The sequence below is a fragment of the Burkholderia sp. Bp9016 genome (genome assembly GCF_003857765.1).
Classification (GTDB): Bacteria; Pseudomonadota; Gammaproteobacteria; order Burkholderiales; family Burkholderiaceae; genus Burkholderia.
Window position 1 is genome coordinate 18,410 of record NZ_QTPY01000026.1, and the last position, 23,831, is coordinate 42,240.

Sequence of the window (23,831 nt, forward strand, 5' to 3'; positions counted from 1 at the left end):
ATGATAAAGGCTGGTGTCTTAGCCCCAGCTTAAAGGCCTGCGGCCGGCCCGCATTTCGTACTCGTCCAATGCGGCACCGTGTCACTTCGCCGCCGCCTTCAGGTTTGCTTAATCTTACGGTCCGTAATCTTGGGTCGTCGCGTTCATCGAGACGCGGCGCCATGTCGAACAAGGGGAATCCAATCATGAAACACCTGGCCCGAATCCTGACCGTCGCGCTCGCCGCGCTGCCCGCCGCCGTCTACGCGCAATACACGGGGCCGTCCGCGCTGACCACCATCACCGTGAAGGAACTGCTCGCGAACGGCAAGGACGACCAGCACGTGCAGTTGCAGGGGCGCATCGTCAAGCACGTCGGCGGCGAGGATTACGAGTTCGCCGATGCGACCGGCACGATCCGCGTCGAGATCGACGACAAGCTGTGGGCTGCCGGCCAGCCCGTGAACGACAGGAACGAAGTGAAGGTGACCGGCGAATTCGAGCGCAAGTGGTCGGGCCGCGTGAAGGTCGACGCCGACCACGTCGAAGTGCTGCGCTGACCGGTGCGCGCGGGGCCGGTGATACCATGAGCGACCGGTTCCCGTTCTCACCAAGATGGCCGCCAATTTCGACGAACTCGCGTCCCGGATCCGGGCGCAATTTTCCGAACTGAGCCCGCAATTCCAGGCGGGCGCTGCATTTCTGCTCGATCATCCCGACGAAGTCGCCACTTCGTCGATGCGCAAGGTCGCGCAGCGCGCGCAGGTACAGCCTGCGTCGCTCGTGCGGCTTGCGCAGCAATTCGGCTTCCCCGGCTGGAACGAGCTGCGCGACCTGTGCGTCGCGCGCGTGCGTACGCGTCCCGAGCCGCTCACGCAGCGTGCGCGTTCGCTGGTACGCCCCGACGCGAAGGCGTCGCTCGCGCACGACCTGCTCGCCGCACAGCAGCACAATCTCGCGGCCACCGCCGCGCAGAACGAGCAAGCGCTCGCGGACGCCGCGAAGTTGATCCGCAAGGCATCGCACGTCCACGTCGCGGGATTCCGGTCGTGCTATCCGGTCGCGTTCGGATTCGTGTACGGCTACCGGCTGTTCCGGCCGACCGTGTCGCTGCTCAACGGCGTCGCCGGCTCGCTCGAGATGGAGCTGCGCACGATCGCGAAGCACAGCGTGACCGTGGTCGTCAGCTTCGCGCCGTATTCGGCGGAAGCGACGCGCGTCGCGCAGGCCGCGAAGGCTCAGGGCAGCAAGATCGTCGCGATCACCGACAGCGCGGTGTCGCCGATCGCACTGCATGCGGACGCGCAACTGATCTTCACGCACGACAGCCCGTCGTTCTTTCCGTCGCTGGTCGCCGCGCACGCGATGGCCGAGACGCTGGTCGCGCAGTTGCTGGCGCTCGAAGGCAGCGACGCGATCGCCGCGCTCGAACGCACCGAAGCCGAGCTGCATGCGAAGGGTGCGTACGTCGTATGACCGTACCGGCTGCTTCGATCTCCTGTTTTCGCGATTCCTTCCGATGCAACCGATGACCCTCAGATACGCGGTGACCGACGCGGGCGATGCGGACGTGCGCAAGCAGATCGTGGCGCCGCTCGTCCGGTTCAACGAAAGCCGGGTCGGCCCGAACGAATTCCGGCCGCTGGCCGTGCTCGCGACCGATGCCGACGGCACGATAGTGGGCGGCCTGTGGGGCGGCACGGCATTCGGCTGGCTGCACGTCGATCTGCTGGTGGTGCCCGAGGCGGCGCGCGGGCAGGGCGCCGGCACGCGCATCATGGATCTCGCCGAAGCGGAGGCCGTCGCGCGCGGCTGCCATGGCGCGTGGCTCGATACGTTCGATTTCCAGGCGCGGCCGTTCTACGAGAAACGCGGTTATGTCCGCTTCGGCGAATTGCCGGATTATCCGGCCGGGCATACGCGCATTTTCCTGACGAAGCAGCTCGTGCGCGGAGTGCGCTGAGCGTCGCCGCCAGCGCGCGGCGCGACGGTTGACGAGCCGGTCGGCGCTCGCCTAGCATGGCGATCATGCGATGCAGGTCGCTTCCGGGTCCGCGGAAAGGGTTGAACCCACCTGTGGCAGCAACTCCAGTCTTTCCCCCTGTCCTTTGTGCTGGCGGTATTGCGGACCTTCAGCCATTTCTGCACGAGGATGCGCATGAACAAGCTGCCTCTCAAGGCCCATCCCGATCATCTGAAAAAGCAGGCCAAGGCATTGTTGCGCCTTTACCGGCAGCGCGACCCGGACGCGCTCGCGCGTTTCGCCCGCTCGCTGCCCGCCGCCGCGAACCGCACGCTCGACGATGTCGCCGCGCTCGACCTGCGGCTGCACGATGCGCAGTCCTGCATCGCGCGCGAATATGGCTTCGCGTCGTGGGCCGATCTCGGCGTGTTCGTCGAAACGCAGGCGCTCGCGCGGCACGAGCGGTCGCTGCTGATTCGCCGCTGGCTCGACGTCGCCTATGGCGGCGACGTGACCGGCGGCGTCGATGCAGGACGGCCGCGCGTCGCCGCGCAATTGCTGCGCGAGCAGCCGGACTTCGTCGGCGACGATCTGACCGTCGCCTGTGCGGCCGGTGATCTCGACGCGCTGATGCGGGCCACGGCCACCGACCCCGGATGGGTCGCGCGCGCGGACGGCGTGCTGAATCTGCCGCCGCTCGTCGCCGTGACGCATTCGCGACTCGGCCGGATTCCGGCGTTCGCCGCGAAGTTGCGCGCATGCGCGCGCCATCTGCTCGACGCCGGCGCCGACCCGAACCAGCGGATCGGCAACCGCTTTCCGCCGGCGTCGCTTGCCGCGCCTGACGACTCGGGCCCGCTGTCGGCGCTTTACGGCGCCGCCGGTGTCATTCGCGATCCGGTGCTGACGGCGATGCTCCTGGAAGCCGGCGCCGATCCGAACGACGGCGAATCGCTGTATCACTCGCTGGAGAATCCGGCGTGCACGCGCGTGCTGCTCGAGCATGGTGCGCGGGTGACCGGGACGAACGCGCTGCGGCGCGCGCTGGACATGCCCGATGCCGACGCGCTCGAACTGCTGCTCGCGCATGGCGGCGATCCGAACGAACCGGCCGGGGCGGGGCCGGCGCAGATGTGGGGCGCGCCGTTGTTGCGCGCGATCGCCGTGCGTTGCTCGGCACGTCACGTCGCCGCGTTGCTGGCGGCCGGCGCCGATCCGCGCGCGCGAACCGCCGCGGGCGTCAGCGCGTATCGGCTCGCGATGCAGACGGGGCTGTCCGACGTCGCGGCGGCGTTGCGCGCGGTCGGTGCCGAGGAGCCGCTGGACGCGGAAGACGCGTTCGTCGCGGCGTGCGCGCGCGGCGATGCCGCCGATGCACGGCGCCTCCAGGCCCGGCATCCGGCGCTTCCGCGGGCATTGCCGGAAAACCGGCTGCGCTTGCTGCCGGATGCGGCTGCGTGGGGTTCGGTCGATGCGGTGAAGGTGATGGTCGAACTGGGCTGGCCGATCGCCGCGCGCGGCGGCGACTGGGACGCGAGCGCGCTCAATCATGCGGTGTTCCGCGGCGACGCTGCGCTGCTGACATTCCTGCTCGAACACGGCGCGAGCTGGCGCGACGCGCACGGCTTCGGGAGCGACGCACTCGGTACGCTGTCCTGGGCGTCGGTCAACGAACCGGCTGGCGTCGGCGACGCCGACTGGGAAGCCTGCGCGCGCGTGCTGCTCGCGCACGGCGTGCCGCACGCGGTGCGCGATCCGTCGAATCCGGAAGCGGTGCTGATCGACGGTCGGACGATGCGCTTTTCCGACGCGGTGGCGGACGTGCTGCTTGGTCTCGACGGGCGACAACCCGTATCGAACTGAACGGTCTCGCTCGAGGTAGCGAGCAGGCGCGGGTCGCGCCTGCGCTGCATCGCATGTGCGCGGCGACACTTCGGCTGATGCTGAAACGTCGCGTGCGCGATGCGCGTAAGCTGGCTCGTCAACCTCATTCGGGAGTCCGTGATGACCCGTTCCGACCTTCAAGCCCGCCACGCCGAAGCCTTCCGCGCACTGCATGCCCGCCCCGGCGCATTCATCATCCCGAACCCGTGGGACGCCGGCACCGCCCGGCTGCTCGCGATGGCCGGCTTCGACGCGCTCGCCACGACGAGCGCCGGCTTCGCGTATTCGAAAGGGCTGCCCGACAACGCGATCGGCCGTGACGCGATGCTCGCGCACATTGCCGAGATCGCGGCGGCGGGCGGCCTGCCGGTGAGCGCCGATCTCGAGAACGGTTTCGGCGACGCGCCCGAGACGGTGGCCGACACGATCCGGCTCGCCGCGCAAGCCGGCGCGGTGGGCGGCTCGATCGAGGACGCGACCGGTCGCACCGACGCGCCGATCTATCCGCACGATGCGGCGGTCGAGCGGATCGGCGCGGCCGTTGCGGCAGTGCGCGCGTTGCCGTTCCCGTTCACGCTGACCGCGCGTTGCGAAAACTACCTGCATGGCCGTCGCGATCTGGCCGATACGATCGCGCGGCTGGTCGCGTATCGCGATGCGGGTGCCGACGTGCTGTACGCACCGGGCCTGACCGATCCCGACGACATCGCGGCGGTCACGCGTGCGGTGAGCGCACCGGTCAACGTCGTGATGGGGCTGCAAGGCGGGTTGCTGAGCCGCGATGCGCTCGCGGCGCTCGGCGTGAAGCGCATCAGCGTCGGCGGCGCGCTCGCCCGCGCCGCGCTTGGCGCGTTCCTGCGCGGTGCGACGGAAATGGCGCGCGACGGCACGTTCACGTTCGCGCAGGCGGCGGTGCCGGGGCGCGACCTCGATCGCTGGTTTGCCGCGCCGGACAATTCCGGCGTTCCGCTTGCGCAATGATCATTCGATAAAACCCGGGAACGTTTTCACGTTGAAAAGGAATTGACAGTAATCAAGCGAAATCGCCGTCGATTTAAAGTTCGATGACGGCGTAATTTACTTCGTTTATTCTCCGCATTCCAGCCGTTCGATCGGAGCCGGCGCGTAAGCCCCGCCGGTTCTCGCGATCGGCAATCCGCCAAGTGTATTGATCGCACCTATTGTTGCGGTTTCCAGACTGGTTCCTTTCGATTTTATGGAGTTACCGTTTATTTTTCGGATTGGTAGTCTGCGGCACAGTCAAATGTGCCGGCAGGCAGGCCGCCGGAAAATGAATATATGGAAAGTCGAGAAAGCGATGACGATCCGAGAGAATCCCGGCAGTGGCTTTCGCGTCGGTGATGTCGTGACGCTGAAAACCGGCGGCCCGCGCATGACCGTCACCTATGCCGGGCCGGTCGTGTTCGACGATGCCGACTGGCTGATTTGCCAGTGGTTCGACGACAGCGGCCACTTCCGGCAGGAAATGTTCCACCACGAGACGGTGGTGGCCGAGCCGCGCGCGATTTCGGCCGGGCGCGTCCGTATGCGCATGCAGGCGTACCGCCACCGGTCGGCGGCCTGACGCCGGTCGTTTCGTCATGGCGCCGCGCCGCGTGGCGCCTGCCGCCCGGGTCGTGCTGCACAGCCGCGGCCCGCGCTGCCCGCACTTCGACATTTCACGCCAGTCCGAAACGTGCGGCCGCGCAGTGCGCCGATACTGCACGTATGAACCCGACCGATCCGATTGCCGCGGTGACGCACCGCGATCCCTATCCGTACTACGCGACGCTCGTCGACGGGCCGCCGCTCGCGTTCGATGCCACGCTCGGCCTTTGGGTCGCGAGCCGTGCGGCGAGCGTGACGGCCGTGCTCGGCCATCCCGCGTGCCGCGTCAGGCCGCTCGACGCGCCCGTGCCGTCGGCATTGCGCGGCACGACGGCCGGCGCGCTGTTCGGTGAACTGGTGCGCATGAACGACGGCGCGCTGCGGCACGACGTGCCGAAGCAGGCGTTGCGCACCGCGTTCGCGCCGATCGATGCATACGCGCTGCGCGAGCGGGCCGCGCAGCTTGCCGGCAGCCGGCTGCGCGCGCTTCACGATGCCGACGCGCTGAACGCGTGGTGCCTGACGGTGCCCGTTTGCGCGGTCGCGGACCTGCTCGGTTTCGACGATACGCAGCTCGACGAGATCGCCGCGCGGGTCGTCGATTTCGTCGCCGCGTTGTCGCCGCTGTCGGACGATGCGGCCCTGGCCCGCGCGAGCGAGGCCGCGAGGGAATTGCTGGACCGGATGACCGAGCGCGTTGCACACGCGCGGGCGCAGGACGGCTCGCTCGTCGCGGCGGTTCAGCAGGCGGCGCGCGACGCGGGCTGGCAGGCGAGCGGCGCACGGGTCGCGAATCTCGTCGGATTGCTGTCGCAGACCTGCGAGGCGACGGCCGCATGGCTCGGCAACGTGCTGGTGGCGTGGGATGCGACGGCGGCTCACCGGACGGAGCGCGAACGCCCGATGCCAAACGCCGCCGCGCTGGACGAATTCGTCGCCGAAGTCGGGCGATTCGATTCGCCGGTGCAGAACACGCGCCGCTTCGTTGCGTCGCGCACGACGATCGAAGGCGTGAGCGTCGATGCGGGCGCGGCGATTCTCGTCGTGCTCGCGGCGGCGAATCGCGATCCGGCCGTGCATCGCGACCCGCATCGACTGCTGCCCGGCCGCGCGCCGGGGCCGAATTTCGGGTTCGGCACGGGGCCGCACGGTTGCCCGGGCGAGCGGATCGCGCGGGCCGTGACGGCGGGCGCGTTCGACGCGTGGCTGGGTGCGTGCGGCGGGGCGCCGCGCGACAGGCTGGTGTGGAGCTACCGGGCGTCGACCAACGTCAGGATGCCGAATTTCGGCACGCCCCGGTAAGCGGGAAAACGGGGCTCAGCGGCAGCCTTGCTTCTCCGCCCATTGCTCCTGGGCGGCGACGCGGCGCTGCACGCGTTCGACGAGACCGGTCGAGAAGGTACGCATGCTGATGCCGTGGCGCTTCGCGAGGATGGTTTGCGCGACATCGGCTTGCGGGTTCGGCTGAAACGCCCAGTACAGCGTCATCAGCCAGCCGATGCCCGTCCACGCGAACAGCGCGTTGAACATCGCGATCATCAGCTTGTCGCGCCGGCCGCGCCGGTCGGCGACGATGGCCGGAAAGAAATAGAGTGCGACCGCGGCGGCCGAACCGGCAATATCAATCAAGACTGCGTCATGCATGTTGCTGCTCCAACCGAACTGCAATGTGACCGATTGTCGCGCTTTTTCCGTTTGCGTGCAGACAATTGATTGTTGCGTTTTTAATGACGATCAGAGCGCACCGGCGCCTTCCGGCTGCCCATCGTTGCTCAGCGCGAAACCTTCGTCCAGCCAGCCCGTGACGCCGCCGATCATCAGCTTCACCGGACGGCCCAGGCGCGCGAGCCGGATCGCCGCGCGCGCGGCGCCGTTGCAGTGCGGGCCCGCGCAATAGACGACGAACAGCGTGCCGGCCGGGTAATCGGCGAGTTTGCCGGCGACAATCTTGCGGTGCGGCAGGTTGCGGGCGCCGGGCACGTGGCCGCGCGCAAACAGGTCCGGACCGCGAACGTCGAGCAGCACGAAGTCGGGCGCGCCCGATGCAAGCGCGTCGTGCACATCCCAGCAATCGGTCTCGAAGCGCAGCGACGCGTCGAAATGGGCGAGGGCGGCGGCGCTGTCGGCGGCTGGGATGTCGGTGACGTATGACATGAAACACGCTCCTGAAGGACGGCGCGAAGTGCGCCGGAACGAGGGTCAGTATCGCGGTTCGGCGGCCGTCGCAGCAGTGGCGCGATCGACAAGTTCCGGTAACATCGCGCCATGCACAATCATCTCGTCGTCGCGCTCGCCTACGATCGCCTCTGCACGTTCGAATTCGGCTGCGTGGTCGAACTGTTCGCGCTCGAGCGCCCGGAACTGGGCGTCGACTGGTATCGCTTCGCGGTCTGCGCGAGCGAGCCGGGGCCGGTGCGCGCGGCGGGCGGCATCACGGTCGCCGCGCCGTATCGTCTCGCGATGCTCGATCGCGCGGACACCATCGTGATTCCCGGCTGGCGCGATCCGGACGAGTTGCCGCCGGAACCGTTGCTCGGGAAGCTGCGGGCCGCGCACCGTCGCGGCGTGCGGCTTTGTTCGATCTGCTCGGGCGTGTTCGTGCTCGCGGCGGCCGGCGTGCTCGACGGGCTGACCGTCACGACGCACTGGCGCTACGCGGAGCGTCTGCAGGCGCGCTATCCGGCGCTGCGCGTGAACCCCGACGCGCTGTACGTCGACGAAGGGCAGGTGATCACGTCGGCCGGCTCGGCGGCGGGGCTCGACATGCTGCTGCATCTCGTGCGCCGCGATCACGGCGGCGCGATCGCGAATCGCGTCGCGCAGCGCCTCGTGCTGCCGCCGCATCGCGACGGCGGGCAGGCGCAGTTCGTGCCGCGCCCGGTCGCCCCCGGCGGCAGCGACCGGATCGCGAAGCTGATCGACTGGATGCGCGCGCATGCGGCCGAGCCGCACACGCTCGCGTCGCTGGCCGCACAGGCTGCGATGAGCACGCGCACGCTGCAGCGCCAGTTCGCCGATGCGACGGGGATGTCGCCGCTCACGTGGCTGATCCGGGAGCGCGTGAACGTCGCGAAGGACATGCTCGAAACGCATCCCGCGCTGTCGCTCGCGCAGGTTGCCGAGCGTGCGGGCTTCGGCTCCGAGGAGTCGCTGCGGCGGCATTTCCGGCGCGTCGCGGCGACGAGCCCCGCCGCGTATCGGCGCGGGATGGATCGTGGCGTAAGATCGCAGGACGCTTGAGCGCCGCGTTGTCGCGCGGCGATGGCTTTCGTACCCGGCGGCGCACCGTCTGACCGGGGCATTCCGGACGAAAGCGGAACCAACATGACACTCAGAGAGAACCTCGGATTCGGCTTCATGCGCGATGACGCGCACGTGTATTGCCACGACGGCCCGCTGCGCGACCGGGCCGGCAACGTGATCGAAGGCATCGCGATCGACGGCTTCCGGCCGTTGTCCCGGTATCTGGCGACGGACGGCGTGCGTGCCTATGCGTGCACGTTCACGTTGCTGCGTTTCACCGTGCTCGACGTCGACGTCGCGACGTTTCGCCTGCTCGACGAGTCGCATGCGGTCGACGCGAACCATGTCTATTTCCAGAACCGCACACTCGCCGGCGCGTCGCCCGCGCGCTTTCGGCTGCTGAACGAGTCATGGGGGCACGACGACCGCTACCTGTATCACTACGGCAAGCGCATGCGCGGCGCGGATCCCGCGACGCTGCGCCGGGTCGGCGCGTACCTGGTCGATGCGCAGCGAGTCTGGTACGGCGGGCGCGCGCTGGAAGGCGCCGACCCGGCGAGCTTCGTCAGCGCGGACGATGTGGCGCAGGATCAGGCGACCGACCGCGCGCGACCCTACCGTTACGGTCACGCGGACGATCCCGGCCCGCGCGAGCAATGGGAGCGCGACTGGTCGCCGTTTTTTGCCGCGCGTCCCGAATTGCAGGGCTACTGGTGGCATGCGCTGAGCGGGCAGGCCGCGCCGGACACGCCGGCACGGGCGCTCGGCGGCGGCTACCGGGTGGTCGGCAACCAGGTGTACCTGCACGATCTGCCGCTGCTCGAACCGGATGCCGCGACGGTCCGGTGGCTCGGCGACTCATTCATCGCCGACCGCTCGCGGCTCTATTCGTACTCGACGTACCACAAGGGTTTTCTCGACGGCGGGCCGCTGCCGGGCGATCCGGGCCAGTGGCGGCACCTGACGGGGCCTTGGTATCAGGCCGGCGACCATTGCTATCTGCGGCAATGGCGAGGGCATGCGGACGCCGCGAAGGTCGACGGCAAGACCTTCGAAGTGTTGAACGACACGTATGCGAAGGATCGCAACGGCGTGCTGTGCATGCTGGTACGCAAGCGCGGCATCGATCCCGCGCGGGTCGAAGTCATCGGCGATCACCATCTGCGCGAAGGCGGCCGGCTGTTCTGTTTCGGCAAGGAAGTGAAGGCGAAATTCGATGCGCCGACGGCCGAACTTGTGGGGTACGGCTTCCTGCGCGACGGGCAGGGGCGCTTGCTGCACGACAACCAGCCGTATCGGCGCGGCGTCGATGGCGCGACGCTCACGTTCCTGTCCGGGCATTTCGCGCGCGATCGCGCGCGAGCCTACGTCTATTGCAACGGTGCAGAACTCGTGCCGCTGCCGGGCGTCGATCCGGCCGGCTTTCGTCTGGAACAACCCGATGTCGGCACGGACGGCAGTCGCCGCTACGTCTATCAGGCATGGCTGGCCGCGTGGCGCGCGCGACACCGGTCGCCGATGCCCGATTACGTGCCGCCGGACTATGTCGCGCCCGACGCGGCGGCACCGGCCAGTGCGGGCGCGGCGCCCGAATCGGTATCGGCGAACGGGTTGCGGCGATCGTCGCACGAGGAGCCGGCCGCCGCCCGTCGGGCATGCGTGCTCGATTGGACGCGCGACGACACGGGAGAGCCGCGCCTCGTCGTGGCCGGCGACCGGTTCTGCGATATCTGGGATCTCGCTCGGCGACAGGTGGTCGCGTCGTTCGCGCTGCCGCGCCCCTTCGTGCCGGACGGGACGGAGGCGAGCGCGATGGACGGGCTGCGCAACGTGCCGGTGAGCGCGTCGGCCGATGCGTCGCTGTCGACGCTGGTCGTCGCGTACCGGGACAACACGGCGCTCTACCGGGTCGACGCCGCGAGCGGCGCCGCGCAGGTGTGCTGGCAGGCAGAAAGCCGCCATGACGAGCCGGAGCGTGTCCATCTCGCACCCGACGCGCGCGAAGCGTGGGTGCGCATCCGCAACCGGCTCTATCGCGTGCCGCTCGCTGCGGATGGCGCGCTCGACGTGCTCGATTACGATCTGGCCGACCAGCGTTACAAGGATGCGCCGTTCGCGGTGAGCGCGGGTGGCCGTCGCCGTGCGTTCGCGCAGGACGCGGCGCTTGTGGTGCGCACGGACGGCGAAGCCGATCGCGAGCTGCCCGGCGCGGACAACGGTTTTCCGTGCGCATTCTCGGACGACGGCACGCGCGTGCTGGCGCGCGATGCCAAATGCGTGCTGCGCGAGTTCGACGTCGACAGCGGCAAGCGGATCGCATTGCATCGCGGCGGCTGGTGCGAGCGGAAGTGGTTCAAGAGCCAGGCCGGCTGGATCGGCGGACGTCCGGTGTTCGCGGGCCTGCCGACGGGCGGGCGCGGCGAGGTCGATATCTGGGACGTGCTCGACGACCGGTTGCTGTTTCGCATCGAAGCCGATGTGCGCGTGCCCGCAGCGGACGCGCTCCGATGCGGTGGCGACGATGTTTCTCGCACATGATTTCATGCCGGCGCAAGATCGCGGGCATCGGCGGTCGCGACCGGCCGGCAGCATACGGCGCGCATGCACCATTCATTCACCACAACGACAAGGAAAATCACCATGGGCCTGCTGGGAAAGCTGTTCGGAAAGAAACCGCGTGACGAAGCGGCAACACCCACGCCGCGGCACGACGCGAACGAAGCAAGCGAAGCAAGCGAAGCAGGCAACGCGAACGAGCAGGGCGCGCCCGACATCGCGCCGGAACTCGCGCCCGCGCTGAAGGCATTCCAGGCCGGCCGGCACGAGGCGGCGATCGCGGCGGCGGCCCCGCACGTGGAACGGCTGGCCGATGCGGCGCGCCTGTGCGCGCTGTCGTACTCGGCGATGAAGCGCTACCAGGAAGCGTTTCCTTACTGGCTCGGGCTGTTCCAGCACGAGCCGAGCGCGCACAACGCGGTGCAACTCGCGACGACGTCCGTGATGTGCGGCGAAGTGGCGCGCGGCGAAGCGTGGATGGAGAAGGCGGCCGAGGTCAATCACGACACGCACGAGCAGTCGGACGTAGCCGCGCGCGTGAACTTCATTTCGGCGCTGATGCAAAGCGGCCACGTGCGCGAAGCGCTGCCGCATCTTGCGTGGGTGCGCGATGTATACGGCCACGTGCGCATTACCGACTCGACCTTCCTCTACATGCGCGGCATTCCGTTCTTTTCTTCGTTCCTCGAGAACAGTCTCGAGATCCTGAAGGCCACGCAGCCGGCCGACGCGATCGTGTCGTGGTACGGAGAACTGAAGGGCAAGCTCGACGAGGAAGGCGAAGCGCAGCTTGCCGCGTGGGTCGGTCAGTTGCCCGCCTGAGCGGCAGGCTGTCACGCGTGACGACGCCGGCCGCGTCAAGCCGGCGCGGCGTCGCAACACATCCGTTCACCGCGTGGCGGTGTCGTGGTCGGCCTGCCGGATGCAGGCGATCCGGTACACGCCGTCTTCGACTTCGACGCCGTGCGTATCGTGCGTGAAGCCCGGGAAGCGCAGGTCGTACTGTTCGAGCGCCTTCAGGTAGCCGAGCAGCGGGCCGTCGGCCGGGCCCGCGTTCTCGCCCGGCATCAGCAGCGGAATGCCCGGCGGATAGGGCACGACGCCCGTCGCGACGGTGCGGCCCGCCATTTCCGACAGCTCCAGCATCTCGATGTCGTTGTGCACCAGATGCTCGAACGCCTCGGCGGGGCTGAAGTCCGGCTGCGGCAGCGTCGAGAAGCCGCGCGACATCATCTCGGTCGTCTTCAGGTCGCTCATCGCGCTGAACATCAGGTCGCACAGCTCGCGCAGCCCGAGCTTGCCGTAGCGCTCCGGATAGCGCGCGACGAGTTCCGGCAGCGCCTGTTCGAGCGGCGCGTTCGTGTCGTAGTCGCGCTTGAAGTCGAGCAGCGTGTTGACGAGCGTGCCCCACTTGCCCTTCGTCACGCCGAGCGAGAACAGGAACAGGATCGTGAAGTCGGTCGTTTTCTCGACGACGATGCCGTGCCGGTCCAGATATGCGGTGACGACCGACGCCGGAATGCCGACCGGCATCAGCCCGCCGTTCGGCGCGACGCCCGGCGTGACGATCGACACCTTGATCGGATCGAGCATGCAGTAGTCGTCCTCGATGTTGCCGAAGCCGTGCCACGTATCGCCCGGATGCAGCACCCAGCATGACGGGTCGGTGGCGAGCAGCGTTTCGTCCGCTTCATGGAAGCGCACGCGCCGGCCCGTCTTGCGGTCGACGACGATGTCCGGCTGCCAGCCGTTGAAGAACCAGTCGTCGTTCTCCTCGCATTCCGCATGCAGCCGCGCAAGCATCCGGCGGAACGATACCGCCTCGCGGATCGCGTCGGTCGTCAGCGCCTCGCCGCCGGGGCCGTCCATCATCGCGGCGCTCACGTCGTTCGAGGCGATGATCGCGTAGTTCGGCGACGTCGACGCATGCATCATGTACGCCTCGTTGAAGCGCGCATGCTCGATCGGGTTGCGGCCGTCGCGGATATGGATGAACGACGCCTGCGACAGCGCGGCGAGCAGCTTGTGCGTCGACTGCGTCGCGAACACGGTCGGCTTGCTCGCGTCGTGCTGAGACGGATCGCCGTGCATCGCGTGACGGTCGCGGTAGATCGGGTTGAAGCGCGCATAGCCATACCAGGCTTCGTCGAAATGCAGCCGGTCGACGCTCTGGCCGAGCAGTTCCTCGACGCGCGCGACGTTGTAGCAGAGGCCGTCGTAAGTCGAGTTCGTGATCAGCGCATGCACCGGCGCCGGATCGATGCCGTCGCGGTCGCGCACCAGTGGGTTCGCGTCGATCGCGAGGCGCACGGCGGCGGCCGTGAGCCGTTCCGGCATGATCGGCCCGATGATCCCGTAATGGTTGCGCGACGGGATCAGGTAAGTCGGAATCGCGCCGGACATCGTCATCGCGTGCTCGGCCGACTTGTGGCAGTTGCGGTCGCACAGCGCGACCTGGTTGCGCGTGACGCTTGCCATCAGGATCACGCGGTTCGACATCGACGAGCCGTTCGTCACGTGATACGTGCGGTGCGCGCCGAACACGCGCGCCGCGTAGCGCTCGCTTTCGCCGATCGGCCCCGAGTGGTCGAGCAGCGAGCCGAGTTCGCCGACCGAGATCGACAGGTCCGAGCGGAACAGCGCTTCGCCGAAGAATTCGAAATACGCGCGGCCGACCGGCGATTTCAGGAACGCGGTGCCGCCCGTGTGGCCCGGCGTGTGCCACGAGTATTCGTACACGCGCGAGAACTGCGCGAGCGCGCGGAACATCGGCGGCAGCACGGTCTCGCGGTAGCGTTCGATCGCGGCGACGATTCGCCCGCCGATGAACGCGGTGGTGTCTTCCAGCATCCAGATGAAGTCGTCGGCCTTGCGCATCGCGTCGACCGGAATCGCGGCCGCGCTCGCGCGGCTCGCGAGCAGGAACACCGGCACCGTCGCATTGCGCGCGCGCATCGCGTCGAGCACGGCCTGCGCGGGCGCATGCGCGGGATCGTTGCCGAGCTCCCAGTTCAGCAGCAGGCACTGGATCGCGGGATCGGCATTGACGACGGCGCACGCGTCGTCGGCGGACGTCGCGATCACGACGTCGACGAGCCGCGCGCGCAATTCCTCGGCGAGCGCGGTGGCGGCGCGACCGGTGGCGGTGCGCTCGTCGATGTCGTGCTGCACGAGCAGTGCCTTCATGCCGAGGCGGCGGAATGCCGGTTGGGTCAAGGAAGCGGTCATCTGTTATTCCCCCGTTGGTTGAGTGGCCGGGATGCCTGCGGCGGCAGGCGAGCGTGCGAGAAGGCGGTCGGCCTTGTGCTGGCCGACGGAGATCCAGAAGGTCGCGACGAGCGCGACGATGGTGACGGCGAGCGCGAAGTAGCGCACCCAGCGCGGCGAGCGGCCGCCCGGATGGATGTGGGTTTCCGCGATTTCGCGCTGGCGGTTGATCGACAGCTCGTAGAACACGATCGTCGCGATCACGAAGATCAGCGACCAGCGCGTCTGCTGACCGTCGGAGCCGACCATCGCCCACAGCGAATAGACGGCGCCGATCAGGCCGACGATCGTGTAGAAGGTGAACTGGTGCGACGGCATCTTGCCGTAGCCGAGCACCTTGATCGCGATGCACGAGTAGATGTACGGCAGCAGCGTCATGATCACGGCGATCGACGCGATCTTGCCGAACTGCTCGCTCGCGCTCGGCGACATCGTCGCGAGCACCTGCACCGACATGATCACCGCGACGATCGCGAGGCCGGCCGACGGCACGTTCTTCGAGTTGACGCGCGCGAACACGCCGGCGAACAGGCCGTCGTCTGCCGCGGCCTTCGCAGTCTGGCCGACCAGCAGCGTCCAGCCCGCGAGCGAGCCGAGGCAGCCGAGCGCCGCGCAGATGGCCACCGCGTTGGCGGCGGTGTTGCCGAGCGCGAGGCGCGCGGCATCCGCGAACGGCGCACTCGATGCGAGCAGCGCCTTGTTCGGGATCATCCCCATGATCACGGTCGAGCTGAGCACGTAGCAGACGGCCGCGAGCACGACGCCGCCGACGGTCGCGATCGGCACGTTGCGCGACGGGTTCTCGACGACGCCGGCCGACACCGATGCGCTTTCGACTCCGATGAACGCCCACAGCGTGAAGTTCAGCGTCGCGCCGATCGCGCTGAAGCTGCTCGCGCCCGACACGTTCCAGCCGGCGAAGTACACGTCCTTGCTGAACCAGAACCAGCCGAACACGGCCATCCCGAGGATCGGCACGAGCGCGCAGATCGTCGTGACCGACTGCACGCGGCCGACCACGTTCGGCCCGAGGATGTTCGCGTAGGTGAACAGCCAGATCACGAAGATCTGCGCGAGCGCGAACACGAGCGGGTCGTGCAGGACCGGGAAGAAGTGCGTCAGGTAGCCGAGGCCGGCGACCGCGAGGCCGACGTTGCCGAGCACGTTCGCGAGCCAGTAGATCAGGTTGGTCTGGTAGCCGATGTACGGGCCGAACGACTTGCGTGCATACGCATACGGGCCGCCGGCGGCCGGGTCGATCGCCGCGAGCTTCGCGAACACCAGCGCGAGCGACACGGCGCCGACCACGGTGATCAGCCAGCCGAAGATCGCGATGCCGCCGGTGGCGGCGAGGTTCGCGGGCAGCATGAAGACGCCGGAGCCCATCATGTTGCCCGCGACCATCAGCGTGGCGGGAATGACGCCGATCTTCGGCGCGGAAGCCGCGGCTGGCGCGGCGGCGGAACGGGAGGAGGACGAGCTGGCATCGGACATGCGAGGCTCCTGGAAAAGACGTGATGCGGTTGAGGTGGCGCGGCCCGGCGCCGATCGACGATTCCGGAATGGATCGTCGTTTTATTAAGCGAAGCCATGTTATCCCGTTAATCGGATCGTGTAATGGAAAACGCCGGGATTTAATGAGTTAAATGTTGATGGATGTCATTGAAATCCGGCGACGGGTGTTGCGGTGCGGCATGGCGGCGCCGTGCATCAAGGCTGACGGGGGATGGTGCGGGTGCAGGAAAATCGAGAATCGCGCCGGTCGTTCGTCGATGAATAATTCATTTTTGACGAATTGGTTAAATCATTCAGTGATGTAAATAATGGGGCAATTTATTTTAGAATTTGTGGGTATTATCTGGCGCATTAAACCTGTCAATGCGTCGATGCCCATGACGCACATGACGATTTCTCGTTCCGAAAGGTGATGCCGATGCTGCCTTCCCGTTTGCCGCCGATCCAGGCTCCGATGGTCGGTTCGTCGAGCGCGCTTGCGTCCGCGTTCCCGCTCGCGACGGCCCCGGGCGGGGACCATCGGCGTATCATCCGGATTTTCGTCAGCCCTATCCAGGCACCCCACCATGACCTCCGTCGACACTACCCCCGTCCTCGACCATGACAAGCTCGTTACCTTCGTCGAGCGCAAGTGGAACGATGAAATCCTCCATGCACTGACCGACTACATCGCGATCCCCGCGAAGAGTCCCGCATTCGACCCCGACTGGGCGAAGCGCGGGTATCTCGAACGGGTCGTGACCGATGCCGCGCAGTGGGCCGAACGCCAGCCGGTGAAAGGCCTGAAGCTCGAGATCGTGCGTCTGCCCGGCCGCACGCCGGTGATCTTCTTCGAAACGCCCGCGACGCGCCCGGGCAGCACCGACACGATCCTGCTGTACGGCCACCTCGACAAACAGCCCGAATTCGACGGCTGGCGTGCGGACCTCGGCCCGTGGACGCCGAAGTTCGAGAACGGCAAGCTGTACGGCCGCGGCGGCGCGGACGACGGCTACGCGATCTACGCAAGCCTCGCGGCGCTCGGCGCGCTCGACGAGCAGGGCGTCGAGCGGCCGCGCTGCGTCGGCCTGATCGAGACCTGCGAGGAATCGGGCAGCTACGACCTGCTGCCGTACGTCGATGCGCTGCGCGATCGGCTCGGCCAGGTGTCGCTCGTCGTGTGCCTCGATTCGGGCGCCGGCAATTACGACCAGATGTGGCTCACCACGTCGCTGCGCGGGCTCGTGTCCGGCGACCTGCAGGTCGAGGTGCTTGAGGAAGGCATCCATTCGGGCGTCTACGGTGGCATCGCGCCGTCGAGCTTCCGCGTGATGCGCCAGTTGTTCGAACGCCTGGAAGACGCGAAGAACGGCAACCTGTTGCCGGGCGTGTTCCATTGCGAGATTCCGGACAGCCGCGTGCGCGAAGCCGACGCGGCCGCCGCGATTCTCGGCGACACCGTGTGGAAGGGGCTGCCGTGGGCCTGCGGGATGGACGGCAAGCCCGTGCTGCCGACCACGACCGATCCGCGCGAGGCGCTGCTGAATTCGACGTGGCGTCCGTCGCTGTCGGTGACGGGCGCGGCCGGCATGCCGGCGCTCGCCGATGCGGGCAACGTGCTGCGTCCGCGCACCGCGTTCAAGCTGTCGCTGCGCCTGCCGCCGCTCGTCGATGCCGCGCAGGCCGTGCAGCAGCTGAAGGCACTGCTCGAACTCGATCCGCCGTACAACGCGAAGGTCACGTTCAAGCCGGACGCGGGCGCCGCGACCGGCTGGAGCGCGCCGGACCTCGCGCCGTGGCTCGCGTCGTCGCTCGACGCCGCGTCGCGCCGCCACTTCGGTGCAGATTGCGCGTACATGGGCCTCGGCGGCACGATCCCGCTGATGAACGTGCTGCAGGCCGGTTTCCCGTCCGCGCAGTTCATGGTGTGCGGCGTGCTCGGACCGAAGTCGAATGCGCACGGCCCGAACGAGTTCCTGCACGTGCCGTACGCGAAGAAGCTCACCGCGGCGGTAGCGGACGTGATCGCGTCCGCGCGCTGAGCGCCGTTGCTGCCCATCCCGCCTCGACCTGACCCGACGGAGCCTTGCCGATGACCGCGCTGCCGACACCTGATACCGAACCGCTGCGCATGCGCGCCGAACCGCTGCATGCATTCGTCGCGGCACTGTGGGAGCAGGCCGGCAGCAGCGAGCGCGAGGCGCGGCTCGTCGCCGATCATCTGGTCGGCGCGAATCTCGCGGGTCACGATTCGCACGGGATCGGGATGATCCCGAACTACGTCGCGTCGTGGCGGGAAGGGCAGTTGCAGTTGAACGGGCACGCGTCGATCGCCCGCGACGGCGGCGCGGTGCTCACGGTCGACGGCGGACGCGGCTTCGGCCAGGTGATCGCGTTCGAGGCGATGGTCGAAGGCATCGAGCGTGCGCGCCGCATGGGCATCTGCGCGATCGGGCTGCGCGACGTGCATCACCTCGGCCGTATCGGGCACTGGGCCGAGCAATGCGCGCGCTCGGGGCTCGTGTCGTTTCACTTCGTCAACGTGCCGGGCGACCTGCTGGTCGCGCCGCTGCACGGCACCGATCCGCGTTTCGGCACGAATCCGTTCTGCGCCGCGTATCCGCGCGCGGGTCAGCCGCCGCTGCTGCTCGACTTCGCGACGAGCGCGATCGCATACGGCAAGACGCGCGTCGCCCATAACCAGGGCAAGCGCGTGCCGGCCGGGTCGCTGATCGATCATCTCGGCCGGCCGACCGACGATCCGGCCGTCATGCACGAGCAGCCGTTCGGCTCGCTGCTGCCGTTCGGGCTGCACAAGGGCTATGCGCTCGCCGCGATGTGCGAGATCTTCGGAGGCGCGCTGGTCGGCGGCCATACGACGTACGGCGACACGCTGCAGAAGACGAGCGCGATCGTGAACGGGATGCTGTCGGTGCTGATCGACCCGAACGCGTTCGATGCGGCCGATGCGCAGCGCGAGGCCGATGCGTTCGTCGCATGGGCGAAGGCGTCGCCGCAGGCGGGCGATGCGCCGGTGCAGATGCCCGGCGAGCCGGAGGAGGCGAGTCGCGCCGCGCGTGGCGCCGACGGCATTCCGGTCGATCGCGCGACGTGGCGGCAGATTCGCGAAAGCGCGGCGCTCGTCGGCTTCGACGACGCCCGGCTCGACGCGTGGACGCAGCGCTGTACCGGCGCAGCGTGACCGGCTAGCCCGAGCGAGCGGCTGATGAGCTGGCAGGCGGACAAGGCGCATGGCGACGAGATCGCGTATCAGGTCGCGAGCCTCGGTCGCGTCGACGTCACGCGGTTCTTCAGCGGCGCGGCGATGCGGCTCGATGGCGTGATGTTCGGGTTTCTCGCGCGCGGGTCGCTGTTCCTGCGGGTCGACGACGTGAACCGGCCGGCGTTCATCGCGGCGGGGATGGGGCCGTTCTCGTACACGGGGCGCACGCGGACCGTCGCGCTCGAAGGCTATTACGAAACGCCGGCCGACGTGCTCGAGGATGCCGGCGCGCTGTTCGACTGGTGCCGCAGCGCGTATCGCGCGGCGCTGTTGGCGGGTGCGCCGAAGCGCAAGGCGAAGAAGGTGGCCGGGCCGAAACCGGCGAAGGAACCGGCAGGAGCGTCGAAACCGGCAGCGAAACGGAGTACGAGGCCGTCGCCGAAGGCGGCGGAAGCGGCTGCGAAACCCGCCACGAAAGCGGGCGCGAAGCCGGTCACGAAACCCGCCACACAGCCCGCCCCGAAATCCGCGTCGAAGCGCAAGCAACCGTAGCATCAGCCGCACGCCGTCACGGCGGCGGGATGTCCGTTGTCCTCTCTTTCCGTTTTGTCCTTGCCGGGCGAGTCGGGCGATACCTCGCATCCGCACGGGATACACGAAAGCGCCAGGCTTGCCGCACCGCACATTCCCGATGCTTCACAACGGCGGTTGTGGCGTTTATGATCGGCGCGGGTTGCGTCCGCGTCTCGCGCATTCCCCGCCGGCCTCGCTGCCGGCTCCGCGAACGGCGCGTCGAATGCCGCGCGGAATGGCTCCCCCCTCGACACTCCAGACGGAGACAGCCGATGCTCGTCCTGATTCTCGGTTTAGCGATCTTCCTCGGTGTGCACTCGATCCGGATCGTGGCCGACGGCTGGCGCACCGCGATGATCGAACGCATCGGCGAGAAGGGCTGGAAGGCCGGGTATGCGATCGCATCGATCGTCGGCTTCGTACTGATCGTGCGCGGCTACGGGCTCGCGCGCGAGAACGTGACGCTGCTGTGGGTGTCGCCCGTCGGCGTGCGCCACCTGACCGGCGTGCTGACCGCCGTTGCGTTCGTGCTGATCGCCGCCGCGTACGTGCCGCGCAACCGGATCAAGCCGCTCGTCCATCATCCGATGCTGGCCGGCGTGATGGTATGGGCGGTCGCGCACCTGCTCGCGAACGGCACGCTGCATGCGGTCGTGCTGTTCGGCGCGTTCTTCGTGTGGTCGCTGGTCGATTTCGTCGTGTCGCGCGCACGCGATCGCCGCGATGGCGTTCGCTATCCGCCCGGCAGACTGTCTGGCGACATCATCGCCGTCGTGGCGGGGCACATCGTGTGGGCCGTGTTCGCGCTGTTCCTGCATGGCCCGCTGATCGGCGTGCGGCCGTTCGGTTGAACGGGCGCGCCTGCCAGGGTTGACTGGCGGGCGCGCACGAACCGGCCGCCGCACCCGCGTGTGTTGCGTGTCGAGGCAGCCGCACGGCCGCCTGAGCGCTCAGCGCACCGACGGCTGTCCGAGCGACGACGATTTGCGTCGCATGAAATACGACGCGACGATCACCAGCGCCGTCGACACCGTGAACCAGAACTGGAACTGCGAATCCGGGTTGAACGCCTGCGAGCCGAGCACGGCGACCAGCGCGAGCAGCGCGACCCAGTTCGATACCGGATAGAACCATGCGCGGAACGCCGTCGGATCGCGCTGTTCGCTCTTCGTCTGCCGGCGCATCGCGAAGTGCGCGACGATGATGAAGATCCACACGATCATCACGAACGCGCCGCTGCTTTTCGCGAGCATCAGGAACAGGTCGCCGCCGCTGACGAAGTGAATCGCGAGGATCGACACGCAGAGCGCGAGGCACAGCAGGAGCGCGTTCATCGGCACGCCTTTCGCGTTGGTGCGGCCGAACATCGCGGGCGCGTGGCCGCGCTGGCTCAGCGAGAACAGCATGCGCGAGTTCGAGAACAGAAACGAGTTCATCACCGACATGAACGACACGAACAGCACGAGCTTCATCGCGATGGCCGCGCCCGCGAAGCCCGCCATGCCGAACAGCGACACATACGGCGACTTCAGGTTGGCCTTGTCGGTCCACGGCATGCACAGGATCAGGATCGACACCGAGCCGACGTAGAACATCATCACGCGCACGATCACGCTCTTGATCGCGCGGATCACGTTCTTGCGCGGGTTCTCCGATTCGCCGGCGGCGACCGCCGCGATCTCGCTGCCCCCGAGCGAGAAGATCACGACCATCACGCCCGCGAGCACGGGCGAGATGCCGTTCGGCATGAAGCCGCCGTGGTCCGTCAGGTTCACGAGGCCGGGAGCGGGAATGCGCGGCTGGAAGCCCAGCAGGATCGACACGCCGAGCCCCATGAAGACGATGATCGTCGTTACCTTCGCGAACGACAGCCAGTATTCGGCTTCGCCGAACGAGCGTACCGAGTACGCGTTGCTCGCGATCAGCGTGACCAGCATGAACAGCGCGCCGCCCCATATCGGCAGCCACGGCAGGAAATCGTGGAGGATTGCGCCGAGCAGGATCGCCTCGACCGTGATCGTCATCATCGACTTGAACCAGTACAGCCAGCCGACCGCATAGCCGGCCCATTCGCCGAGATACGCGCTCGCATACGTCGAGAACGACCCGCTGTCGGGGTTGCGCGACGCCATTTCGCCAAGCATGAACATCACCAGCGTGACGATCACGCCGCCGATCAGGTACGACAGGATCGCCGCGGGACCGGCGGACGCGATGATCGCGCCGGAGCCGACGAACAGGCCCGCGCCGATCACGCCGCCCAGCGCGATCATCGTGATGTGTCGTTGTTTGAGGCTTTGCCTCAATGAGTTGTCCTGCATCTCCTACCTCTATTTATTGTTGGCCGGGAAGGTATCGGGCGGGGGCTGCGGCAAGCCTTCTGCCGCCGCGCGGTGCGCCGATGTCGGGAGCGTATGCGACGCGATGTGCCGGGCCGGCGGTGGATGATGATGACGGAGGCGCCGGCCGCGGATTGCCGGGCGTTGCCCGCGAGCGGGCAATGACGATGGCAGCCCCGGATTGTCGGCGGACGCGGGCGCGACCGCAAACGAGATATCCGAAAGACGTCTTGCGGTTTGCTCATCAATTGCCGTTGCGGCGGCGCCGCGCCGGCCGTTCCCGCGCGTGCGTCAGATCGGCTTGACGAACAGCCCGACGGTGAGCGCGCCGCCGATGCAGACGATGCCGATCCGCAGCACGCGTTCGTTGACGCGATGCAGTGCCCACGCGCCGAGCAGGCCGCCCACGATCGCGCCGCCGCCGAGCGCGATCGCCGCGCGCCAGTGCAGGTCGGGCGAGGTCACGAACAGCACGACCGCGGATGCGTTCATCACGCCGGCGAGCGCGTTCTTGGTCGACATCGCGTGACGCGGCGACAGGCCGGCCATCGTCAGCGCAGCCATCATCAGGAAGCCGATTCCGCCGCCGAAGTAGCCGCCGTAGATCGCGATCAGGAACTGCGAGATCGCGGCCGTGACCGGGCCGAGATGCTGCGCGCCCGCACTCGGCCTGCGGAAGAAACTGCCCCACGCGAACACGACCGTCGCGAACAGCACGAGCCACGGCACGAGGTGCGAGAAGATCGACTACGGGGTTTTCAGCAGCAGCAGCCCGCCGAGCGCGCCGCCGACCACGCTGAGCGCGAACAGCGCGCGAAACGACAGCTTGCCCGCGCCTTGCACCATGTTCCGGCTGGCCCAGCCGGTGGTGACCTGGCCCGGGAACAGCGCGACCGTCGACGTGATGTTTGCCGCGAGCGGCGACATCCCCGACACGATCAGCGCGGGCAACGTCACGAACGAGCCGCCGCCCGCGAGGGCGTTCTGCAAGCCTGCCCACAGGCCGGCGAGGATGATGAGAGCGAGCATCGGTGCGGGAATTCGGAGGTGGCAGGCTCGCATGCCGGAGGCGGGCATGCGCGGTGGTCGTTCGATGGTAATGCAGGATGGCCGACACGCAAATCGGGGCGAGTGCGGGGCCGCGGACGTGCGGGGCGTGTCGCGTCACGCCGTCACGCCGCCATGTCGTTATCGCGCCAACGTTCCCCGGGCGTGCGACCGGCGCCGCGTCGCTCGTCCGGTTCCGGTTGCGTGGCGGGTGCTTGCGCCGCAGCATCGCCTTCTACGTCCGGATAGACGACCGAGCCGCCCGTCCTGATCACAGCGCCGGCCGTGAGGCGCGCGGGCCCGACGCGGTCTTGGCCCATGATGCGCGGCACCGTTTCGCCGCGCGCGATCAGGTAGCCGGACACGATACGCCGGTGACAGCGCCACCACACGGCTTCCGAACACATGATCGCACGGCGCTGCCGGTGCCCTTGCGCGATCGGGGCACGTTCACGCGAAGACGGAAGCGACGTCGTGCGCATCCACGCGCCGCTCCGAGTTCTCGCGAACTTGCCAGGATCGACCTGAATCAGCCACCATTCGTTTCCGGGCCGACTGCGTCATGCCATCGCAGTCCGGCCTCATATTGCCGGAACGGCCAGTCCGCACCGTACGGACGATCAAAAAAGGCGCGCAGGACCAGCTCAGAGGAGAA

Annotated in this window: 19 protein-coding genes and 2 pseudogenes; 14 read left to right on the plus strand and 7 right to left on the minus strand. The window is 68.0% G+C overall.

The features are described from left to right. Positions 1 to 185 precede the first annotated feature (185 nt). From DIE13_RS26390 to DIE13_RS26420, 7 genes are all read left to right on the plus strand, one after another. Positions 186 to 539, plus strand: a complete 354-nt coding sequence (locus DIE13_RS26390; protein ID WP_124830029.1) for a YgiW/YdeI family stress tolerance OB fold protein — start codon at positions 186 to 188, stop codon at positions 537 to 539. Positions 540 to 594: 55 nt separating this feature from the next. Next, complete coding sequence (locus DIE13_RS26395; RefSeq protein ID WP_124830030.1) at positions 595 to 1,455, plus strand: MurR/RpiR family transcriptional regulator; 861 nt, start codon at positions 595 to 597, stop codon at positions 1,453 to 1,455. Between the two features lie 52 nt (positions 1,456 to 1,507). Then, positions 1,508 to 1,942, plus strand: coding sequence for an N-acetyltransferase (locus DIE13_RS26400; RefSeq protein WP_124830031.1), 435 nt, complete (start codon positions 1,508 to 1,510; stop codon positions 1,940 to 1,942). A 195-nt stretch (positions 1,943 to 2,137) separates the two neighbouring features. Continuing rightward, positions 2,138 to 3,805, plus strand: coding sequence for an ankyrin repeat domain-containing protein (locus DIE13_RS26405; RefSeq protein ID WP_124830032.1), 1,668 nt, complete (start codon positions 2,138 to 2,140; stop codon positions 3,803 to 3,805). Positions 3,806 to 3,946: 141 nt separating this feature from the next. After that, positions 3,947 to 4,807 (plus strand): oxaloacetate decarboxylase, encoded by an 861-nt coding sequence (locus DIE13_RS26410; RefSeq protein WP_124830033.1) that lies wholly within the window; start codon positions 3,947 to 3,949, stop codon positions 4,805 to 4,807. A 337-nt stretch (positions 4,808 to 5,144) separates the two neighbouring features. Next, positions 5,145 to 5,411, plus strand: a complete 267-nt coding sequence (locus DIE13_RS26415; RefSeq protein ID WP_124830083.1) for a YodC family protein — start codon at positions 5,145 to 5,147, stop codon at positions 5,409 to 5,411. A gap of 143 nt (positions 5,412 to 5,554) precedes the next feature. Then, positions 5,555 to 6,736 carry a cytochrome P450 gene (locus DIE13_RS26420; protein ID WP_124830034.1) on the plus strand — a complete coding sequence of 394 codons (1,182 nt, stop codon included), beginning with the start codon at positions 5,555 to 5,557 and terminating at the stop codon, positions 6,734 to 6,736. 15 nt (positions 6,737 to 6,751) lie between these two features. Here DIE13_RS26420 and DIE13_RS26425 read toward each other — a convergent pair whose 3' ends face one another. Further along, positions 6,752 to 7,078: a superinfection immunity protein gene (locus DIE13_RS26425; protein WP_124830035.1), complete on the minus strand. Its 327-nt coding sequence runs from the start codon at positions 7,076 to 7,078 to the stop codon at positions 6,752 to 6,754. A 90-nt stretch (positions 7,079 to 7,168) separates the two neighbouring features. Next, the gene (locus DIE13_RS26430; RefSeq protein ID WP_124830036.1) at positions 7,169 to 7,588 is read right to left on the minus strand and encodes a rhodanese-like domain-containing protein; all 420 of its coding nucleotides are present in this window, start codon (positions 7,586 to 7,588) and stop codon (positions 7,169 to 7,171) included. Between the two features lie 111 nt (positions 7,589 to 7,699). On the opposite strand from DIE13_RS26430, the gene ftrA reads away from it, so the two are divergent. From ftrA to DIE13_RS26445, 3 genes are all read left to right on the plus strand, one after another. Next, complete coding sequence (gene ftrA / locus DIE13_RS26435) at positions 7,700 to 8,674, plus strand: transcriptional regulator FtrA (protein ID WP_124830037.1); 975 nt, start codon at positions 7,700 to 7,702, stop codon at positions 8,672 to 8,674. Between the two features lie 84 nt (positions 8,675 to 8,758). Next, positions 8,759 to 11,215 (plus strand): DKNYY domain-containing protein, encoded by a 2,457-nt coding sequence (locus tag DIE13_RS26440; protein ID WP_175787651.1) that lies wholly within the window; start codon positions 8,759 to 8,761, stop codon positions 11,213 to 11,215. Positions 11,216 to 11,317: 102 nt separating this feature from the next. Next, positions 11,318 to 12,055 (plus strand): hypothetical protein, encoded by a 738-nt coding sequence (locus DIE13_RS26445; protein ID WP_124830039.1) that lies wholly within the window; start codon positions 11,318 to 11,320, stop codon positions 12,053 to 12,055. Between the two features lie 66 nt (positions 12,056 to 12,121). Here DIE13_RS26445 and DIE13_RS26450 read toward each other — a convergent pair whose 3' ends face one another. Beyond that, positions 12,122 to 14,461 (minus strand): Orn/Lys/Arg decarboxylase N-terminal domain-containing protein, encoded by a 2,340-nt coding sequence (locus DIE13_RS26450; RefSeq protein ID WP_124830040.1) that lies wholly within the window; start codon positions 14,459 to 14,461, stop codon positions 12,122 to 12,124. 3 nt (positions 14,462 to 14,464) lie between these two features. Then, a complete protein-coding gene (gene adiC, locus DIE13_RS26455; protein WP_124830041.1) occupies positions 14,465 to 15,994 on the minus strand; it encodes an arginine/agmatine antiporter in 1,530 nt (509 codons plus the stop codon). A 587-nt stretch (positions 15,995 to 16,581) separates the two neighbouring features. On the opposite strand from adiC, the gene DIE13_RS26460 reads away from it, so the two are divergent. From DIE13_RS26460 to DIE13_RS26475, 4 genes are all read left to right on the plus strand, one after another. Further along, positions 16,582 to 18,036 carry a M20 family metallopeptidase gene (locus tag DIE13_RS26460; RefSeq protein WP_124830042.1) on the plus strand — a complete coding sequence of 485 codons (1,455 nt, stop codon included), beginning with the start codon at positions 16,582 to 16,584 and terminating at the stop codon, positions 18,034 to 18,036. 50 nt (positions 18,037 to 18,086) lie between these two features. Then, the gene (locus DIE13_RS26465) at positions 18,087 to 19,196 is read left to right on the plus strand and encodes a malate/lactate/ureidoglycolate dehydrogenase (protein WP_124830043.1); all 1,110 of its coding nucleotides are present in this window, start codon (positions 18,087 to 18,089) and stop codon (positions 19,194 to 19,196) included. Positions 19,197 to 19,220: 24 nt separating this feature from the next. Next, a complete protein-coding gene (locus tag DIE13_RS26470; RefSeq protein WP_124830044.1) occupies positions 19,221 to 19,769 on the plus strand; it encodes a TfoX/Sxy family protein in 549 nt (182 codons plus the stop codon). Between the two features lie 293 nt (positions 19,770 to 20,062). After that, on the plus strand, positions 20,063 to 20,641 hold the full coding sequence (locus tag DIE13_RS26475; protein WP_124830045.1) for an NnrU family protein: 579 nt from the start codon (positions 20,063 to 20,065) through the stop codon (positions 20,639 to 20,641). A 99-nt stretch (positions 20,642 to 20,740) separates the two neighbouring features. On the opposite strand, the gene DIE13_RS26480 is transcribed toward DIE13_RS26475, so the two are convergent. The 3 genes and pseudogenes from DIE13_RS26480 to DIE13_RS26490 all read right to left on the minus strand — a co-directional run. Beyond that, positions 20,741 to 22,111 (minus strand): amino acid permease, encoded by a 1,371-nt coding sequence (locus DIE13_RS26480; RefSeq protein ID WP_124830046.1) that lies wholly within the window; start codon positions 22,109 to 22,111, stop codon positions 20,741 to 20,743. A gap of 309 nt (positions 22,112 to 22,420) precedes the next feature. Continuing rightward, positions 22,421 to 23,158 (minus strand): annotated as a pseudogene (locus DIE13_RS26485) (sulfite exporter TauE/SafE family protein). 215 nt (positions 23,159 to 23,373) lie between these two features. Continuing rightward, a pseudogene (locus tag DIE13_RS26490) lies at positions 23,374 to 23,616 on the minus strand (DUF488 family protein); the annotation flags it as partial. Between the last annotated feature and the right edge of the window lie 215 nt (positions 23,617 to 23,831).

Bases quoted from the DNA above. Each gene is read 5' to 3' on its own strand.
- DIE13_RS26420 (WP_124830034.1), top strand. From the start codon at position 5,555: ATGAACCCGACCGATCCGATTGCCGCGGTGACGCACCGCGATCCCTAT.
- DIE13_RS26400 (WP_124830031.1), top strand. From the start codon at position 1,508: ATGACCCTCAGATACGCGGTGACCGACGCGGGCGATGCGGACGTGCGC.
- DIE13_RS26460 (WP_124830042.1), top strand. From the start codon at position 16,582: ATGACCTCCGTCGACACTACCCCCGTCCTCGACCATGACAAGCTCGTT.
- DIE13_RS26450 (WP_124830040.1), bottom strand. From the start codon at position 14,461: ATGACCGCTTCCTTGACCCAACCGGCATTCCGCCGCCTCGGCATGAAG.
- DIE13_RS26445 (WP_124830039.1), top strand. From the start codon at position 11,318: ATGGGCCTGCTGGGAAAGCTGTTCGGAAAGAAACCGCGTGACGAAGCG.
- DIE13_RS26480 (WP_124830046.1), bottom strand. From the start codon at position 22,111: ATGCAGGACAACTCATTGAGGCAAAGCCTCAAACAACGACACATCACG.
- DIE13_RS26415 (WP_124830083.1), top strand. From the start codon at position 5,145: ATGACGATCCGAGAGAATCCCGGCAGTGGCTTTCGCGTCGGTGATGTC.
- DIE13_RS26405 (WP_124830032.1), top strand. From the start codon at position 2,138: ATGAACAAGCTGCCTCTCAAGGCCCATCCCGATCATCTGAAAAAGCAG.
- DIE13_RS26440 (WP_175787651.1), top strand. From the start codon at position 8,759: ATGACACTCAGAGAGAACCTCGGATTCGGCTTCATGCGCGATGACGCG.
- ftrA (WP_124830037.1), top strand. From the start codon at position 7,700: ATGCACAATCATCTCGTCGTCGCGCTCGCCTACGATCGCCTCTGCACG.
- DIE13_RS26410 (WP_124830033.1), top strand. From the start codon at position 3,947: ATGACCCGTTCCGACCTTCAAGCCCGCCACGCCGAAGCCTTCCGCGCA.
- DIE13_RS26465 (WP_124830043.1), top strand. From the start codon at position 18,087: ATGACCGCGCTGCCGACACCTGATACCGAACCGCTGCGCATGCGCGCC.
- DIE13_RS26395 (WP_124830030.1), top strand. From the start codon at position 595: ATGGCCGCCAATTTCGACGAACTCGCGTCCCGGATCCGGGCGCAATTT.
- DIE13_RS26430 (WP_124830036.1), bottom strand. From the start codon at position 7,588: ATGTCATACGTCACCGACATCCCAGCCGCCGACAGCGCCGCCGCCCTC.
- DIE13_RS26425 (WP_124830035.1), bottom strand. From the start codon at position 7,078: ATGCATGACGCAGTCTTGATTGATATTGCCGGTTCGGCCGCCGCGGTC.
- DIE13_RS26475 (WP_124830045.1), top strand. From the start codon at position 20,063: ATGCTCGTCCTGATTCTCGGTTTAGCGATCTTCCTCGGTGTGCACTCG.
- DIE13_RS26390 (WP_124830029.1), top strand. From the start codon at position 186: ATGAAACACCTGGCCCGAATCCTGACCGTCGCGCTCGCCGCGCTGCCC.
- adiC (WP_124830041.1), bottom strand. From the start codon at position 15,994: ATGTCCGATGCCAGCTCGTCCTCCTCCCGTTCCGCCGCCGCGCCAGCC.
- DIE13_RS26470 (WP_124830044.1), top strand. From the start codon at position 19,221: ATGAGCTGGCAGGCGGACAAGGCGCATGGCGACGAGATCGCGTATCAG.